Annotated in this window: 17 protein-coding genes; 9 read left to right on the top strand and 8 right to left on the bottom strand. The window is 73.8% G+C overall.

The window, feature by feature from the left end:
* Nucleotides 1–185: 185 nt before the first annotated feature.
* The 3 genes from ACFYUZ_RS09480 (at nucleotide 186) to ACFYUZ_RS09490 (ending at nucleotide 3,407) form a co-directional block, all read left to right on the top strand.
* The gene (locus ACFYUZ_RS09480; protein WP_389307293.1) at nucleotides 186–851 is read left to right on the top strand and encodes a bifunctional DNA primase/polymerase; all 666 of its coding nucleotides are present in this window, start codon (nucleotides 186–188) and stop codon (nucleotides 849–851) included.
* A 76-nt stretch (nucleotides 852–927) separates the two neighbouring features.
* Complete coding sequence (locus ACFYUZ_RS09485; RefSeq protein WP_389307294.1) at nucleotides 928–1,785, top strand: ABC transporter ATP-binding protein; 858 nt, start codon at nucleotides 928–930, stop codon at nucleotides 1,783–1,785.
* A complete protein-coding gene (locus ACFYUZ_RS09490; protein ID WP_389307295.1) occupies nucleotides 1,785–3,407 on the top strand; it encodes a transporter in 1,623 nt (540 codons plus the stop codon). Before ACFYUZ_RS09485 ends, ACFYUZ_RS09490 begins: the two co-directional genes overlap by 1 nt.
* 36 nt (nucleotides 3,408–3,443) lie before the next feature.
* Here the strand turns inward: ACFYUZ_RS09490 and ACFYUZ_RS09495 are convergent, their stop codons facing one another.
* Complete coding sequence (locus tag ACFYUZ_RS09495) at nucleotides 3,444–4,328, bottom strand: aminoglycoside phosphotransferase family protein (protein WP_389307297.1); 885 nt, start codon at nucleotides 4,326–4,328, stop codon at nucleotides 3,444–3,446.
* Between the two features lie 163 nt (nucleotides 4,329–4,491).
* On the opposite strand from ACFYUZ_RS09495, the gene ACFYUZ_RS09500 reads away from it, so the two are divergent.
* Together ACFYUZ_RS09500 and ACFYUZ_RS09505 are read left to right on the top strand one after the other, a co-directional pair.
* Nucleotides 4,492–5,004, top strand: coding sequence for an SMI1/KNR4 family protein (locus tag ACFYUZ_RS09500; protein ID WP_389307298.1), 513 nt, complete (start codon nucleotides 4,492–4,494; stop codon nucleotides 5,002–5,004).
* A 19-nt stretch (nucleotides 5,005–5,023) separates the two neighbouring features.
* Nucleotides 5,024–5,332, top strand: coding sequence for a hypothetical protein (locus tag ACFYUZ_RS09505; protein ID WP_389307299.1), 309 nt, complete (start codon nucleotides 5,024–5,026; stop codon nucleotides 5,330–5,332).
* A 112-nt stretch (nucleotides 5,333–5,444) separates the two neighbouring features.
* Here ACFYUZ_RS09505 and ACFYUZ_RS09510 read toward each other — a convergent pair whose 3' ends face one another.
* Nucleotides 5,445–6,533 carry an alpha/beta fold hydrolase gene (locus ACFYUZ_RS09510; RefSeq protein ID WP_389307300.1) on the bottom strand — a complete coding sequence of 363 codons (1,089 nt, stop codon included), beginning with the start codon at nucleotides 6,531–6,533 and terminating at the stop codon, nucleotides 5,445–5,447.
* 471 nt (nucleotides 6,534–7,004) lie between these two features.
* Between ACFYUZ_RS09510 and ACFYUZ_RS09515 the strand changes: the two genes are divergently transcribed.
* On the top strand, nucleotides 7,005–7,772 hold the full coding sequence (locus ACFYUZ_RS09515) for a hypothetical protein (RefSeq protein ID WP_389307301.1): 768 nt from the start codon (nucleotides 7,005–7,007) through the stop codon (nucleotides 7,770–7,772).
* A 60-nt stretch (nucleotides 7,773–7,832) separates the two neighbouring features.
* On the opposite strand, the gene ACFYUZ_RS09520 is transcribed toward ACFYUZ_RS09515, so the two are convergent.
* Nucleotides 7,833–8,522 (bottom strand): metal-dependent transcriptional regulator, encoded by a 690-nt coding sequence (locus ACFYUZ_RS09520; protein ID WP_389307302.1) that lies wholly within the window; start codon nucleotides 8,520–8,522, stop codon nucleotides 7,833–7,835.
* A gap of 185 nt (nucleotides 8,523–8,707) precedes the next feature.
* On the opposite strand from ACFYUZ_RS09520, the gene ACFYUZ_RS09525 reads away from it, so the two are divergent.
* The gene (locus ACFYUZ_RS09525) at nucleotides 8,708–9,463 is read left to right on the top strand and encodes an SIS domain-containing protein (RefSeq protein WP_389307303.1); all 756 of its coding nucleotides are present in this window, start codon (nucleotides 8,708–8,710) and stop codon (nucleotides 9,461–9,463) included.
* Between the two features lie 28 nt (nucleotides 9,464–9,491).
* Here ACFYUZ_RS09525 and ACFYUZ_RS09530 read toward each other — a convergent pair whose 3' ends face one another.
* Nucleotides 9,492–9,800: a hypothetical protein gene (locus tag ACFYUZ_RS09530; protein ID WP_389307305.1), complete on the bottom strand. Its 309-nt coding sequence runs from the start codon at nucleotides 9,798–9,800 to the stop codon at nucleotides 9,492–9,494.
* A 104-nt stretch (nucleotides 9,801–9,904) separates the two neighbouring features.
* Complete coding sequence (locus ACFYUZ_RS09535; protein WP_389307307.1) at nucleotides 9,905–10,792, bottom strand: NAD(P)-dependent oxidoreductase; 888 nt, start codon at nucleotides 10,790–10,792, stop codon at nucleotides 9,905–9,907.
* A gap of 60 nt (nucleotides 10,793–10,852) precedes the next feature.
* On the opposite strand from ACFYUZ_RS09535, the gene ACFYUZ_RS09540 reads away from it, so the two are divergent.
* A complete protein-coding gene (locus ACFYUZ_RS09540; protein ID WP_093874675.1) occupies nucleotides 10,853–11,203 on the top strand; it encodes a helix-turn-helix domain-containing protein in 351 nt (116 codons plus the stop codon).
* 101 nt (nucleotides 11,204–11,304) lie between these two features.
* On the opposite strand, the gene ACFYUZ_RS09545 is transcribed toward ACFYUZ_RS09540, so the two are convergent.
* Nucleotides 11,305–12,627, bottom strand: coding sequence for a PAS domain-containing protein (locus ACFYUZ_RS09545; RefSeq protein ID WP_389307308.1), 1,323 nt, complete (start codon nucleotides 12,625–12,627; stop codon nucleotides 11,305–11,307).
* 360 nt (nucleotides 12,628–12,987) lie between these two features.
* Nucleotides 12,988–13,617 (bottom strand): pyridoxamine 5'-phosphate oxidase, encoded by a 630-nt coding sequence (gene pdxH / locus ACFYUZ_RS09550; RefSeq protein ID WP_389307756.1) that lies wholly within the window; start codon nucleotides 13,615–13,617, stop codon nucleotides 12,988–12,990.
* A gap of 222 nt (nucleotides 13,618–13,839) precedes the next feature.
* Between pdxH and ACFYUZ_RS09555 the strand changes: the two genes are divergently transcribed.
* On the top strand, nucleotides 13,840–14,940 hold the full coding sequence (locus ACFYUZ_RS09555; protein WP_389307309.1) for a citrate synthase 2: 1,101 nt from the start codon (nucleotides 13,840–13,842) through the stop codon (nucleotides 14,938–14,940).
* Between the two features lie 65 nt (nucleotides 14,941–15,005).
* Here ACFYUZ_RS09555 and ACFYUZ_RS09560 read toward each other — a convergent pair whose 3' ends face one another.
* Entirely contained in the window at nucleotides 15,006–16,046 is a 1,041-nt protein-coding gene (locus ACFYUZ_RS09560) for an isopenicillin N synthase family dioxygenase (RefSeq protein WP_389307310.1), read from the bottom strand.
* Nucleotides 16,047–16,194 lie beyond the last annotated feature (148 nt).

Genomic DNA, 16,194 nt, shown 5'->3' on the forward strand with positions numbered 1-16,194 from the left:
GCGGACGGAACCACCCCGCCGCCGGCGCCCCCACCTCTCCGTACCCACCCCCGCTCCCCCGGCCGCCACGCGCCCCCGCCAGTGCACCCATGCGCCCCGCGTGCAGGATCGATGCGTCAACACGCCGACCGCCGCGCCCGTAACCCCAGGTGACGTGGGAAGTTGTGCTCACCGTGGAAGAGACCATGGGAGTCACGGAAGCCGCACAGATCCCCAAGCAGCGGGGCGAGCAGCTGCTGGACAGCGCCGTGCGGTACGCGGAAGAGCGGCACTGGGACGTGTTTCCCGGGACCTGGCTGGAAGCCGTCGAAGGCAGGGAGCGCTGCTCCTGCGGCGCGGACGCGTGCGCCGTGCCCGGCGCCCACGCCGTCAGGCCCGACTGGTCGACCCAGGCGACCGGAAGCGGGGTCGGGGCCCGGCGGATGTGGTCGAAGACGCCGAAGGCGTCGATCCTGCTGCCGACCGGCCGCACCTTCGACGCGATCGAGGTGTCCGAGTCGGCCGGCTTCCTGGCCCTCGCCCGCATGGAGCGCATGGAGCTGACGCTCGGCCCGGTGACCTGCACCCCGGACCGCCGCATGTACTTCTTCGTGCTCCCCGGCGCCGCCGCCAAGGTCCCGGACCTGGTCCGCAAGCTCGGCTGGGCCCCGGCCTCCATCGACCTCGCCACGCGCGGCGAGGGCCACTACGTGGCGGCCCCGCCCACCCGGATCGGCGGCTTCGGCGCGGTCCAGTGGGCGCGGCGCCCCACCCCGGCGAACCGCTGGCTGCCGGACGCGGAGGAGCTGATCAGCGCCCTCGCGTACGCGTGCGGCCGGGAGGCCGCGGAGGCCCGGAGCCGAGCCCAGTGACCCGGGGGCGCCGTCGCCCGCGTTTGTAGGGTGTCCCCCGTAAGCACTACGGGGACCACCGAAGGGTTGACGGACCATGCCTGACCAGGCATTTGACGGAGCGTTCGACAGAGCGGGCACCCCACCGGAAGAAGGTGCGGTGCCCGCCGTGCGCGTCGAGGGGCTGTGGAAGCGCTTCGGGCAGCAGATCGCGGTGAACGGAATCGATCTCGTCCTGCCCGCCGGCCGGTTCATCGGGCTCGTGGGGCCCAACGGAGCCGGCAAGACCACCACCCTCTCCATGATCACCGGCCTGCTGCGGCCCGACCACGGGCGGATCCTCGTCGCCGGCCACGACGTGTGGGCCGACCCGGAGTCGGTCGCCCAGGTCAAGGCCCGCATCGGCGTCCTGCCGGAGGGCCTGCGGCTCTTCGAGCGGCTCTCGGGCCGTGAACTCCTCGCCTACAGCGGCCGGCTGCGCGGCCTGCCCGGCGCCGAGGTCGACAAGCGGGCGGCGCAGCTCCTCGACGTCCTCGACCTGACCGGCTCGCAGAACAAGCTGGTCGTCGACTACTCGACCGGCATGCGGAAGAAGATCGGCCTCGCCGCCGCGCTCCTGCACAACCCCGAGGTCCTCTTCCTCGACGAGCCCTTCGAGGGCGTCGACCCGGTCTCCGCGCAGACCATCCGCGGCGTCCTGGAGCGGTACACCTCCTCCGGCGCGACCGTCGTCTTCTCCAGCCACGTCATGGAGCTCGTCGAGTCGCTCTGCGACTGGGTCGCCGTCATGGCGGCCGGCCGGATCCGGGCACAGGGCCCGCTGGCCGAGGTCCGGGGCTCCGCGCCCTCCCTCCAGGCGGCCTTCCTGGAGCTCGTCGGCGCGAACGGCCGCGAGGCCGCCGGGGACTCGCTGGACTGGCTGGGCGGCGGGGCGGGTTCGGGCGGGGGCCGGTGATGAGCGCCGCCACCACCTCCCCCGCTCCGTCCCTCACCTCCGTCTTCGTACGGCTCAAGCTGTCGCTGCTCCGGAACGGGCTGCGGCAGTCCGGCGGGCGGACCGCCGCGTACATCACGTCGATCGTCTTCGGCGCCCTGTTCGCCGCCGTCACGGTGCTGGCCTTCGTCCTGCTGCGGGGCCACGCGGCCGCCGTCACCGTCGCGGTCCTCGTCACCGGGGTCCTCGCGCTGTCCTGGACGGTCATGCCGCTGTTCATCCCGAGCGGTGACGAGACCCTGGACCCCTCGCGGCTCGTGATGCTGCCGCTGCGGCCCCAGCCGCTGGTGCGGGCGCTGCTCGTGGCCTCCCTCGTGGGCGTCGGGCCCGCCCTCACCTTCGTACTGACCCTCGGCGCGGCCCTGTCCCTCGCGCACGGCGCGGCCGGCACCGTCGTCGCCGTCCTCGGCGTGCCGCTCGCGACCGTGACGTGCGTGGCGCTGTCCCGGTCCGTGGCCGCCGCGAACGTCCGGCTCCTCACCTCCCGCAAGGGCCGGGACCTGGCCCTGCTGAGCGGTCTGGTCATCGCGGTCGGCATGCAGTTCGTGAACTTCGGCGCCCAGCGGCTCGGCCGGGCCGGGGGCCTGGACTCCCTGGAGCCGGTGGCGACCGTCGTCGGCTGGCTGCCGCCGGCCGCCGCGATCGGCGCCGTCGACTCCGCGAGCCGGGGCGACCACGCGGTGGCGGCGGCCCGGCTGCTGCTCACGGCGGCGGTCCTCGTGGCGCTCGTGTACTGGTGGCGGCGGAGCCTGGTGCGGCTGATGGTCGAGCCGGACGGCTCCACGATCGGCGCGGTCTCCGACGCGGCCGCCCGGGGCGGGTCCGGCGGCTCGGGGCTCCTCGCCCGGATCCTCCCGGCCGGGCGCACCGGCACCGTCATGGAGCGCAGCCTGCGGTACATCTGGCGGGACCCGAAGACGAAGGCGGCGTGGGTGACCTCGCTCGCCATCGGCCTGATCGTGCCGCTCTTCAACGCCTTCCAGGGCGGGGGCTCGATCTACTTCGCCTGCTTCGCCTCCGGCATGCTCGGCATGCTGATGTACAACCAGTTCGGGCAGGACACCTCGGCGTTCTGGATGGTCGCGCAGACCATCGCGACGCCGGCCGACGCGTACGCCGAACTCCGGGCGCGGGCCCTGGCCCTGCTGTCGGTCACGGTGCCGTACACGGTGCTCGTGACGGCGGTGACGGCCGGTGTCCTCGGCGACTGGGAGAAGTTCCCCGAGGGCCTCGGCCTGGCGTTCGGCCTGCTCGGCGCGATGGTGGGGACGGGCGCGGTGACCTCGGCGCGCTTCCCGTACTCGGTCCCCCAGGACAGCGGCTACAAGAACGTGGCGCCGGGACAGGCCGGGCTGGCCTGGATCTCGATCTTCGGCGGCATGGTCACGGCGGCGGTGCTGAGCGCCCCGCTCATCGCCGCGACGATCTACCTCCACGTCTCCGACCAGCGGTCGCTGCTGTGGCTCCTCCTCCCGGCAGGCCCGCTCTACGGCGCGCTCCTCGTCCTCGCGGGCCTCAAGCTGGCGGCCCCGCGCACGGCGGGCCGCCTGCCGGAGATCCTGGCGGCGGTCAGCAAGGGGTAGGCGGGCCGAAGGGCCCGGGCGGCCGCCGCCCTCCGCTCACGCCACCGACGTCAGGACGCGGGCGAGGGCGGCGCGGCCCGCCGGGCCCCAGGTCGGCTTCCCGCCGGGGAGGCCGCGTTCGCCGGCGCGGCCGATGGCGACGAGGCCGGCGGCGCGGAGGAGGGCCCAGCCCCGGGCCCGGCGGACGGTCGCCTCGTCCACGCGCGCGTACGCCTCGAAGAAGCGCGGGGCCGCCCCCTCCGGCAGCAGCAGCCACGCGGCGGAGAGGTCCGTCGCCGGGTCGCCCGCGCAGAGTTCGCCGAAGTCCAGCACCCCGGCGAGGGTGCCGTCCACGACGACGACGTTCGCCGGGTGCAGGTCCCCGTGCAGCCACACCGGCGGGCCCTGCCGAGCGGGGGCCGCGAGGGCGTCCTCCCACACCCGCCGCACGGCCCCCGGGTCGGCGAACTCCGCGAGCAGCGGGAACCCCTCCTCGAACCCCGCCGTGAAGCCCTCCAGGGGCACGCCCCGGTCCGGGTTGGCGGGGGCCTCCTCGGGCGCCTCGCGGTGGAGGGCCCGCAGGAAGCCCGCCAGGACCCCGGCCGCGTGGTCGCCGCGCGTGACGGGCGTGGCGTCGCCCGGCTCGCCCGGGACCCAGCGGGCGACCGTCCAGAAGCGGGGGAAGCGCGCGGACGGCTCCCCGGTGCGGACGGGGACGGGCACGGGCAGTGGAAGCAGCGGCGCCAGGACCGGCAGCCAGCGGTGCTCCTTGCGCAGCAGGCCGGGGGCCCGTTCGGTACGGGGCATCCGTACCGCCAACTCGTCGCCCACCCGCCACAGTCGGTTGTCCCAGCCGCCCGGCACCGGCCGGATCGGCAGCTCCGCCAGGTCCGGGTGCCGGTCCCTGAGCAGCGCCCGCACGAGGCCCTCGTCGATTTCCATTCCGTCCCCCGTCACGGCCGTCCGTCCGTCCGATCGTCGCCCGGCTCGGAGCGTACGCGTGGAGGCCACCACGACGGCCACCCCGCCCACGACGGCCCGTCCGGTCCGGCGGGGACCGCGGCGGGCGGCCGAGTCGGTGGACGCCCTTCCCTAGGATGCGCGGGTGACGCGTTTCGACGAGGTGAGGGCGACGTTCTGGGGCGAGGACCCGTACGGGGACCCGCCGCCGCTGACCGACGCGGCCGTGCGGGACGCCGAACGGCGGCTCGGCGTCCGCCTGCCGGCGTCGCTGCTGGAACTCCTGCGGGACCGCAACGGCGGTGTCGTCGCGGACGCCTGGGACGCGTGCCCCACGGACGGACCGACCTCGTGGAGCGAGGACCACGTCCCCTTCGACCGGCTGTCGGGCGTCGTCGAGGAGGACGGCGACCACCTCTCGGTCCTCGACTCGCCCTGTCTGGTCGAGGAGTGGGGGCTGCCGTCGCCCCTGGTCCTGCTCTCCGGCGACGGTCATGCGTGGATCGCGCTGGACTACCGGGCGTGCGGGGCCGACGGGGAGCCGTCCGTCACGTGGTTCGACGCCGACGACGCGAGCGAGCTGCCGCTGGCCGGGGACTTCCGGACGTTCGTCGAGGGTCTGAGGGCCTCGGCGTCGTTCCACGACGGACAGGACTGACGGGGGTCCGGAGGAGCGGGTGGAGCAGCTCCGGTCGATCGCCCTCCTCGACGCGCCGCCGGAGGGAGCCGCCGAGATCCGGGGGTACGAGGGCGTCGAGGCGGAATGCCGGGAGGACAGCGGCGACGCCGCGGTCTCCGCCGACCACATGTACGTCCACCCCGGCACCCCCGGCGAAGTGATCCGGCACTACCGGACGGCGGCGGGCCGGGACGGCTGGCTCCCCGGCCCGTCCCGCCCCTCGCCCCCCGGGCTCGCCACCGGCTCGGGCTTCCTCGTCGAGGCGAGGGCGGACGCCGCGGGAGAGCCGATCGACTGCGAGGACTGAGCCGAGGGCCCCCGCCCCGTCGGGGCGGAGGCCCTCACGCTTCACCGGAGCCGGATCGGAACGCGCCGCTCGGGCTCCTCCGGCCGGTGTCCTCCGGGAGGAACTCGCTCCGTCAGGGGGTCAGCACACCGTTCAGGAAGGGCTCCACGGCCTCGCGCCAGGCCTCCGGGTGGCTGTAGTGGAGGAGATGGCCCGCGTCGGGGATCTCCGCGTACGCCCCGTGGGGCAGGACCCGGACCATCTCCTGGGCCTCCGCACGGCCCAGCTCCCCGTCCAGGCCGCGGACGACGAGGGTGGGGCAGCGGACCTGGGCGAGGGAGTCCCAGTGGGCGTCGTGGACCCAGGTCTCACGGGAGGTCAGCATCTGCTCCGGGTCGAAGACCGGGCGCCAGCCGTCGGGACGCTCGGCCATCACCTCGGCGAAGAAGGCGCCCCGCGCCGGGTTCGGGGTCTCCACCCACGGGTCCTCGTCGCCGAACCAGCGGTGCACGGCCTCCAGGGACGGGAAGGGCGCGGGCCAGCCGCGGAACCAGTCCTGCCAGGCGCGCTGCGAGGCCGCGCCGAGGGCCGAGGCCCGCATGTCGCAGATGACGAGGGCGCGGACGAGGTCGGGGCGCTCGGCGGCCAGCTGCCAGGCGGTCAGGGCGCCCATGGAGTGGCCGACGAGGGTGACCGGGCCGAGGCCGAGCTGCTCGACGACGGCAGCGGCGTCCGCCACGTACGCCTCGCGCGTGAAGGGGCCGTCGGCGGGCTTCTCGCTCGCGCCGTGGCCGCGCTGGTCCAGGGCCACGACCCGGTGGCCGCCGGTGAGCCGGCGGACGGCGGAGGCCCAGTGGCCGGCGTGGCCCATCAGTCCGTGGAGGAGTAACACCCCGGGGGCGGGGACCCCCGGTGCCTGCCGCGCCGGTGCGGCCGGGGCCTGCGGGGGCCGTGCGGGGCGGGGGACGGGACGGCCGCCGGGGCGCGCGGGGGCGTCCGGGCCGGGCTGCGGGACGATCCCGTGCCCGCCGGGCCCGACCGCGCGGGCCGGGCTCATGTGGGCCGGGGCCGCATGGGCCGGGACCGTGCGGTCGGGCTCCGCGTGGGCCGGGACCGTGCGGTCCGGGGTCGTGTGGGCCGGCACCGTGCGGGCCGGGGCCGTGTAGTCCCAGGCCGCCAGCCGGACGCCGTCGGCCCCGGTGACGTCGAGTCGTCGCGCCATGGATCCGGCACCCCCTCTTTTCCGTCGAACCTCGCCAGACTATCGAACTCGCATTCGAAAATGCGCTCCTGCCGTGCAACACCCCTCGTTCGAGTGACAGGGCTCAAGGGTTGATGCGCACCGCCGAGGGGAGATCTTGAGCGGGAGGCGGACCGCTCGGGGAAAAACGGTCCGAGGGGAATGACCTTGAGAGCTCGGGGCTCCAGGTCAGCACAGGGGAGGACAGGCCCCGGCGCCGGAAGGCGCCGGGGCCCTCTGTCGTCCGCAGCCCTCATGGCCCCACCCCCGCGCCCGCTCATCGCCCCGCTCGTACCAGCGTGGCACGACAAGGGCGCGGGCGTGGCGATTCCGGCGTAAAACGGGGCGCGCGGGGGGCCGTCGGGGCGGAGACCGCTCAACTCGCCCCACGCCGATGCCGCTTCGTGACCCGGATCCGCACAACCGGACGACGCCCGTACCGGTCAACGGAGCGTGCTGTCACCCCAGATCCTCACCAAGGGCACCGACACGGCCGCCCTCGAAGCCGACCGGCTCGTCATCACGACGGCCGCCACGCGCAAGGAGATCCCGCTCGTCGTCGTCCACGAGGTCCGGCGGGACTCCGAGACGTCCCTCACCGTCGTCCTGACCGACGGCGTCACGCACTCGGTCACGGGTGGCAACCCGACCGCGACCGCGCTGTTCCACACGGCCCTGGACGCCGCCCTCCCCGAGGAGAGGGACCCGGCCGGCAGCTCCCTCGTCACCGTCGAGGACGACCCGGGGGCGATTCCCTGGCCGAAGGTGTTCGCCTGGGGCGCGCTCTTCGTCGCCGCCTACGCCGGCTACGTCTGGTGGACCGCCGTCGCCCACGGCGGCGCGATGGCCGTCCTCGCCTTCTTCGCCGCCCTCGGCACGCTCGCCGGCCTGCTCAGCGTCTTCGCCGTCGTGGTCAACCTCCGCGACCGGTGGACACTCCACCGGCGCGGCATCACCGTCCGGGCCACCGCCGACTATTACCCGAACGGCAAGCGCTCGCAGTACTACAAGTTCACCGACACCCACGGCAACGAGTACTCCCAGCGCGCCTCCAGCAACACCACCCCGCACATCCACGTCGTCTACGACCCGCAGGGACCCGGCCGCCACGTCCAGAGGAAGTGGCTCCCCCTCCTGATCACGCAGTACGTCTTCGGCTCGCTCGCCGCCCTCGGCGTGCTCGCCCTCGGCCTGTGGGGAGTGCTCGCCCCGTACGTCTGACGGCGGCACGCGAAGGAGGGGCGCCCGCACGGGCGCCCCTCGATCACGTACCGGAAGGTGTCAGCGCTTCGCGACGAACACGTGCGCCGCGACCTCCGCGTCCAGCTCCGCGGCCTCGCCGCTGCTGCCCACCAGGACACCGCCCGGCGACTCCGACACCGACACCACCGAGCCGGGCTGCACGCCCGCCCTCCGCAGCGTGTACATCAACTGGGCGTCCGTCTGGATCGGCTCGCCGATCCGGCGGACGATCACCGTCTTGCCCTCGCTCGCGTCCAGGTCGGCGAGCGACACCATCGAGTCGTCGAGGAAGGCCTCGGCCTCCGCCTTCTCGCCCAGCTCCTCCAGGCCCGGGATCGGGTTCCCGTACGGCGACTCCGTCGGGTGACGCAGCAGCTCCATGACCCGCCGCTCCACGGCCTCGCTCATCACGTGCTCCCAGCGACAGGCCTCGGCGTGGACCTGCTCCCACTCCAGGCCGATCACGTCGACGAGCAGGCACTCGGCCAGGCGGTGCTTGCGCATCACCCGGGTAGCGAGGCGCCGGCCCTCGTCCGTGAGCTCCAGGTGGCGGTCGCTCGCCACGGCCACCAGACCGTCGCGCTCCATCCGCGCCACCGTCTGGCTCACCGTCGGGCCGCTCTGGTCGAGCCTCTCCGCGATCCGGGCACGCATCGGGACCACACCTTCTTCCTCGAGCTCGAGGATGGTGCGGAGATACATCTCCGTCGTGTCGATCAGTCCGGACATACGTGCCCCTCGATGAGTCGTGCGCTGGCCCTGCCGCAATTGTTGCGCATCGGACCGACAACCGGGCCACGCCGGGGCGACGCGGTATTGACAGAGCAATGGTCCAGACCGCACCGTGATCGGCGACCTCGGCGAGAGCGCGCCACGGGAGCCGGGGACAGCCACGACGAGAGGGAGCCGCCGCGATGGGCGAGAGCAAGCTGGCCGGACAGTTCTTCGACGCCGCGATCGGCCTGCTCAAGGAGGTGCGCGACGGGGACTCCGCCGAGGTCGCCGCCGCCGGAGCCGCGATCGCCGCGGCCGTCGCGAACGGGAACCGGCTCTTCGCCTTCGGCGCCGGACACTCCTCGCTCGCCGCACAGGACGTCGTCTACCGGGCCGGCGGCCTCGCCCTGATGAACCTGCTCGCCGTCCCCGGCGTCGTCGGCGTCGACGTCATGCCCGCCACCCTCGGCTCCGCCCTGGAGCGCGTCGACGGCCTCGCCGGAGCGGTCCTCGACTCGTCCCCCGCCCGGGCCGGCGACGTCCTGATCATCATCTCCCTCTCCGGGCGCAACGCCCTGCCCGTCGAGATGGCCATGAACGCCCGCGCGCTCGGCCTCACCGTCATCGGCGTCACCTCGGTGGCGTACGCGACGGAGACGAAGTCACGGCACGTGTCGGGGACGTACCTCAAGGACCACTGCGACATCGTCCTCGACTCGAGGATCGCCGTCGGGGACGCGGAGCTCACCCACGAGGGCATCGAGGCGCCCTTCGCCCCCGCCTCCACCGTCGTGACCTGCGCCCTCATGCAGGCCACGATGGCCGCCGCCGCCGAGGACCTCGTACGCCTCGGCATCGAGCCGCCGCTGCTGCGCTCCGGCAACGTCGACGGCGGCCACGAGTGGAACGGCCGCGTGATGAACGAGTACGGCGACCGGATCTTCTACCGGCGCTAGGCCGTGTCCGGCGGGTCCGGACCAGGCCCTAGCGCGGGGCCCTCTCGCGCGGCGGGCCCAGCAGCTGGCTCAGGCCGATGCAGGCGAGGCCGGAGAGCAGGAGGGCGAGCTGCCCGAAGAACCGGGCCTCCCAGGAGAGCCCCCGCAGGACACCGAAGTGCACCAGGCCCGGCAGGAGGACGGCCACGCCCGTCAGGACGGCACCGGTACCCATCAGCCGGGGCCTCATGACGTGCCGGCGCGACCAGGGCGGCGCCCATCCCGTCCGGAACGTCACCACGCCCAGCGCGACCGACAGCACCCCCAGGAGCATGTCCGCCCCCACCACCCACACCATGGGATCCCCCTCTTCCGGTCCGACCGGAGACCCTCATGGTCGTCCCGCTCCGCCGGGGCCGTCCATGCCGGAACCCGGCAGCGTCCGGCCCTCCCCCTTGCCGGTCAGACGCGGTCCATCACCTGCGTCACCCGGGTGAAGCCGTCCGCGCCGTGACCCCGGTCCACCGCCCGGAGCGCCAGGGCCTCCGCCGCGCGCATGACGCTCGCGTCGATGCCATGCGCCTCGGCGGCGTGCACGACGTGGCCCATCGTCGACACCGCCGAGGTGAGCGGATTGCCCTCGCCCGAGTACGAGCCGCCGTCCACGTCCTCGGCCCACTCCTGGAACAGCGGCGGCAGGATCGCCCCGATGCCCTGGGCGAACGGCGCCAGCTCCCGCGCCGAGATCCCCTCCGCGCGGGCCACCGCGAGGGCGTGCACGTACCCCGTCATCGACGTCCAGAAGATGTCGAGCAGCGCCACGTCGTACGCGGCGGCCCGGCCGACGTCCTCGCCGAGGTGGGTGTGGGAACCGCCCAGCGCGTCGAGCACCGCCCGGTGCTCGCGGTACAGCGGCTCGGGCCCGCTGTGCAGGAACACGCCGGCGGCCGTCCCGATGGTCGGCGTCGGGGTCATGATCGCGCCGTCCAGGTAGCCGATGCCGTGCTCCGCCGCCCAGCGGCCGGTGTCCCGGGCCCGCTCGGGGGTGTCGGCGCTCAGGTTGACGACCGTCCGGCCCTTGAGCGCGTCCGTGACGGCCGGCCCGCGCAGGACGGAGTCCGTGGCGTCGTAGTTGACCAGGCAGATCACCGTGAGCGCGCTCGCGGCGACCGCCTCCTCGGCGCTCGCCGCCAGGACCGCGCCGCGCGCGCCGAGGTCGCCCTCCTTGCCCGGGGTGCGGTTCCACACGGTGGTCCGCACCCCGGCGTCCAGGAACGCGCCGGCGAGGGCCCGGCCCATCGGGCCGAGACCGAGAACGGTGACGGAGGAGGACTGACGGGAAGAAGGCATGGCTGAACTCCCTTGCACGTACGTGGGTGACGGAAAGACCGGAGAAGGAGAGGGACGCGGATGACACGGCTCAAGGCCCAGGACACGAACGTCTGCGGTGTGACGGCCGCGATCGCCGTGATCGACGGCAAGTGGAAGACGTCGCTGCTGTGGCTGCTGGAGTCGGGGCCGCACCGGCCCGGCGAACTGCGCCGCAGGATCCCCGAGATCAGCGAGAAGGTGCTGACGCAGGCGCTGCGGGAGATGGAGACGGACGGTCTCGTGCACCGCGAGGTGCACGACGTGCTGCCGCCGAAGACCGTCTACTCGCTGACGGAGTTCGGGCGCGAACTGTCCGAACTGCTCGGCCCGTTGTCGGACTGGGGCCATCGCCGGCTGGACCGGATGACGGAGGCGGCCGCCGCCTCCTGAGGCCCGCGCTCCCCTCTCCTCCCGGGCCACCACCAGGTTCTCCCGGGCGCCCGGCGCCGACAAGTACCCACAAAAAAGTGGGTGTACGGGAGGGCTAGGACCTAGGGGGCGTCGCCGAGGTCCAGGGACGTCGCCACCCGGGACGCCACCGCCTCCGCGTAGACCACGTCCTCCCGCTCGAAGGGCTTGCGGCAGGCCGCCCGCAGGAACGTCAGGACGCCCAGGGTCCGGCCACGGGAGCGCAGGACCACGCACAGGGCGTGCGCCGCGTCGCCCGGCCACTGGTGGGCCTCAGCCCACACCTCGGCGGTCCGGCCCGCGCTCGCCCGCACCGTGCCCACCCGGTCCCAGGCCTGGAGCGCCGGGTGCCTGGGGCCGTACCGCAGCGGGATGCCGCCGCCCACGACGGGCGAGGACGGGCCGGGGGCGGCGCCCGCCGGGGTGGCCAGGGTCCGGGTGAGGCGCCGCTCCCCCGCGGGGCGGTCCACGAGGGCGTGGTCGGCGAACCCGGCCAGGGCGAAGTCGAGCAGGACCGTCGCCGCCTCGGCCGGGTCCTCGCACTCCGCGGCCGCCGCGCCCGCCCGGTGCAGCTGGCTCCACCGGAACCGCAGCCGGTCGGCCTCGCGGGCCGCGAGGCGCTCCTCGGTGACGTCCTGGAACAGCCAGGCCACGCCCAGCGGCACCGGCTCCTCGGCCATCGGGGAGGACAGCAGCAGGAAGCCGCTGCGCCAGCACCGGCGCCGCTCCTCCGGGGCCGTCCCCAGCGTCACCCACACCTCGGCCGGCGCGGGCGGCGTGCCTTCGGCCAGGACGTGCTGGAGGGCGGCCTCCAGCTCCTCCGCGCCGTGCACGACGACGTCGCCGAGGGGCCGCCCGAGCAGGGCCGTGCGGCCGGTCCCGAAGGCGCGGGCCGCGTGGGCGTTGACCATGGCGGGGCGCAGGTCGGCGTCGACGAGGACGACGCCCCAGGAGGCGTCGTCGAAGAGGGCCTCGCTGAGGGCCACGGACCGCTCCAGGTCGAGCTGGACGTGGACCTCGCTGAACGCGCAGTACACGCCCGCCGGGCTGCCGTCCGCGCCGCGCACGCCCGCGGCCTGGCTCCGTACGAGGACGCGCCCGCCGTCCTTGCGCAGCAGCACGAACTCGTGGACCTGGCGGCCGGGGCCCTTCATGGCCCTCATCAGCCGGCCCAGGGTCTCCTCGGCGTCCGCGCTCCGCGCCGCCCACCCCTCGAACCCGCGGCGCCCGACCGCCTCGGCGGCGGACCAGCCGAGGATGCGTTCGGCCTCCCGGTTCCAGTGCGTGATCGTCCCGGCGGCGTCGAACGCGCAGAGCGCGGCGTCCATCCCGTCGAGCAACGCGGCCAGCAGATCCGCCCCCGGGACGGAGACGGCGTCGCTCGTGGCCTCTGTGAATGCGCTCATCCAGGCACCCCCCATGCTGGGACCATTCAACTGGAACGTGACACAGGGCACACCACCTTCGCCCAAATCATTCGTTTCGAATCACCCGAATAAATCGCTTGAGCGGACGGGCGGACCGTTCGTAGGGTGTGAGTACACGCGAAAGGAGGTGATCCGAAAAAATGGTTTCTTTTCGGACTCGTGAGGTGACTGCGGGCTAAGGCCTGCCAGTCGCACTCTGTGCACCTCGGCAGGCCTTCTGCCGAATACCAACGCAGTCACCCGACCCGTGAGTCGCCGGCGAGTCCGGCCGGCAGGCCTCCGTCCGAACCTAGGCGGACGGAGCCAGGACTCACGGGTCGTCTGCGTTCCCGGGACCGGTCAGGGCGCCAGCCGCTCCACCCGCCACGTCCCGTCCGTCTCGTGGACGTAGCGGAGGCGGTCGTGGAGGCGGTTCTCGTGGCCCTGCCAGAACTCGACCGCCTCGGGGACGACGCGGATGCCGCCCCAGGACGGGGGGACGGGGACCTGTTCGTGGTCCGGGTAGCGGGCGGCCAGTTCCTCGTAGCGGGCGAGGAGGTCCGCGCGGGACGGGATCACCGCGGACTGGGGGCTGGCCCAGGCGCCGAGCTGGGAGCCGTGGGGGCGGGTGCGGAAGTAGGCGACGGTCTCGTCGCGGCCGACGCGGGCCGCGCGGCCGGTGACGATGACCTGGCGGGCCAGCGGGTGCCAGGGGAAGAGCAGCGAGACGTACGGGTTGGCCGCCAGCTCCCTGCCCTTGCGGGACTCGTAGTTGGTGAAGAAGACGAAGCCGGCCTCGTCGTAGTGCTTGAGGAGGACCGTGCGGGACGACGGGCGGCCTTCGGGGGTCGCCGTCGAGACGATCATCGCGTTCGGTTCGTGAATCGCCGGGTTCGCGGCGGTCTCCTTGAACCAGCGGGCGAACTGTCCGATGGGTTCGGGGGCGAGGTCGGCCGCGGACAGCTCCGTGGTGCGGTACTGCTCGCGCATGTCGGCGGGATCCAGGGCGTCGGTCACAGGGCCATCCTGCCGCAGCGCCCCAGTCTGCCCGGCACCACGAGGCGCTAATCCTCTCTCGCCGGATCGGCGGAGTGTGCCGGATGTCACGCTTCCCCGCATCATCGGAACCGTACAGACTCTTCCGCTGGATGACTGTTGATTCCCCACCATCGACCAACACGGTTGATCGATCATCGATAGAGGAGCTGCCTGATGTCCGACTTCGTACCCGGGCTCGAGGGAGTCGTCGCGTTCGAGACGGAGATCGCCGAACCCGACAAGGAGGGCGGCGCCCTCCGCTACCGCGGGGTCGACATCGAGGACCTCGTCGGCCACGTCTCCTTCGGGAACGTCTGGGGCCTGCTCGTCGACGGCGCGTTCAACCCGGGCCTGCCGGCCGCCGAGCCGTTCCCGATCCCCGTGCACTCCGGTGACATCCGGGTCGACGTGCAGTCCGCGCTCGCGATGCTCGCGCCCGTGTGGGGTCTCAAACCGCTCCTCGACATCTCCGCCGAGCAGGCCCGCGACGACCTCGCCCGCGCGGCCGTCATGGCCCTCTCGTACGTCGCGCAGTCCGCGCGCGGCCAGGGCCTGCCGATGGTCCCGCAGAGCGAGATCGACAAGGCGGAGTCCATCGTCGAGCGCTTCATGATCCGCTGGCGCGGCGAGCCCGACCCGAAGCACGTCAAGGCCGTCGACGCCTACTGGACCTCCGCCGCCGAGCACGGCATGAACGCCTCCACGTTCACCGCGCGGGTCATCGCGTCGACCGGCGCGGACGTCGCCGCCTCCCTCTCCGGTGCCGTCGGCGCCATGTCCGGCCCGCTGCACGGCGGCGCGCCCTCCCGCGTCCTCGGCATGATCGAGGAGATCGAGCGGACCGGCGACGCCGCCGCGTACGTGAGGCAGGCCCTCGACAAGGGCGAGCGCCTCATGGGCTTCGGTCACCGCGTCTACCGCGCCGAGGACCCCCGCGCGCGTGTGCTCCGCCGTACGGCCAAGGAGCTGGCGGCGCCGCGCTTCGAGGTCGCCGAGGCCCTGGAGAAGGCCGCCCTGGAGGAGCTGCACAACCGCCGCCCCGACCGGGTCCTGGCGACGAACGTGGAGTTCTGGGCGGCGATCGTCCTCGACTTCGCCGAGGTCCCGGCGCACATGTTCACGTCGATGTTCACGTGCGCGCGTACGGCCGGCTGGTCGGCGCACATCCTGGAGCAGAAGCGCACCGGCCGTCTCGTGCGCCCCTCGGCCCGCTACACGGGCCCCGGCCAGCGGGACCCGCGCGACGTCGAGGGCTACGCCGACATCGCCGACTGAGCCGGGCCGACCGAGCCGGGCCGTCCGACCGAGCCGGGCCGGCCGGCCCGGCCGGACGCGTCGGATCAGACCAGCTGGGCCGGCTGCTCCTGCGCGAGCAGCAGGTCCGCGTGGTGGCGGGCCGTGGTCAGCGGGTGGGCGCGGAGCTTGCCCTTGAGTTCGTTGCGCCCGTACTCGGCGAACAGCGGGTTCGCCGGGTCGGCCGTGACGCCGGGGGCGCGGTCCGCGAAGGGGAACTGGAGCGGCGCGATCCGGGCGTCGAGGCGCGGGTTGTAGAAGAACGGCACGGAGAATCGTTCCGTCGCCCCGGGGGGCGAGACCACCCGGTGGTTCGTGGCGATCAGGTAGCCGTTCGTGGCGACCTCCAGGAGTTCGCCCAGGTTGACGACGAAGGCGCCCGGGAGCGGCGGCACGTCGTGGAACCTCCCGTCCTCGCGCTGCACCTGGAGTCCGCCGACGTGGTCCTGGAGCAGCAGGGTGAGGAAGCCGTAGTCCTTGTGCGCGCCGACGCCCTGGTCGTCGCCCTCGCCGCTGCTGCCCGGGTAGCGGACCAGCTTCAGGTGCGGGTGGGCGCGCGGGCCGAAGATGTCGTCGTAGAAGTCCCGGGGCGCTCCGATGGAGGCGAGCAGCTCGTGGAGGAGCCGCTCGGCGACGCCGCTGAGGCGGTCGATCCAGTGCAGGGCGGCCGTGCGGAGCTCGGGGAGGGCGGCGGGCCACTGGTTGGGGCCTTCGAGCCACCAGTAGGGGGCTTCCCAGGGGCCGGGGTCGCGCGCGGGGCGCTCGGCGCCGATGTCGAGCTGGTCGCGCCAGTCGCGGGCGCCGCCGGTGCGCTCGTCGCCGATGCGGGTGTAGCCGCGGAAGTGCGGCGAGTTGATGTTGTCGAGGGCGAGCCGGTCGGCCTCGGGCAGGGCGAAGAAGGCGTGCATGGCCGAGGTGAGGGCCTGGGTCTCGGCCTCGGTGACGCCGTGCCCGATGAGCTGGAAGAAGCCCACGTCGTGGGCGGCCGAGTGGAGCTGCGCGTGGAGCAGCTTCCGGGCCTGGGTTCCCCGGTCCGCGGCCGAGAGGTCCACGATGGGGAGCTGCGAGGAGTACGAGCTGTTCGTCATGTATGCATCCGCGGGGTGTACGGGTGCCCGGGGCGGCCGCCGAGGGTGGGGCGGGGGCCACGGGTGCCGGTCGGCTGGGGCTCTGGACGAGGGACCGCGGGGGTGTGGAGTGGTACCCCGGAAGGTCAGGCGGAGCGGCGACAACCCA

Origin of the sequence: Streptomyces sp. NPDC004266 (assembly GCF_042874095.1) — a bacterium.
GTDB lineage: Bacteria > Actinomycetota > Actinomycetes > Streptomycetales > Streptomycetaceae > Streptomyces.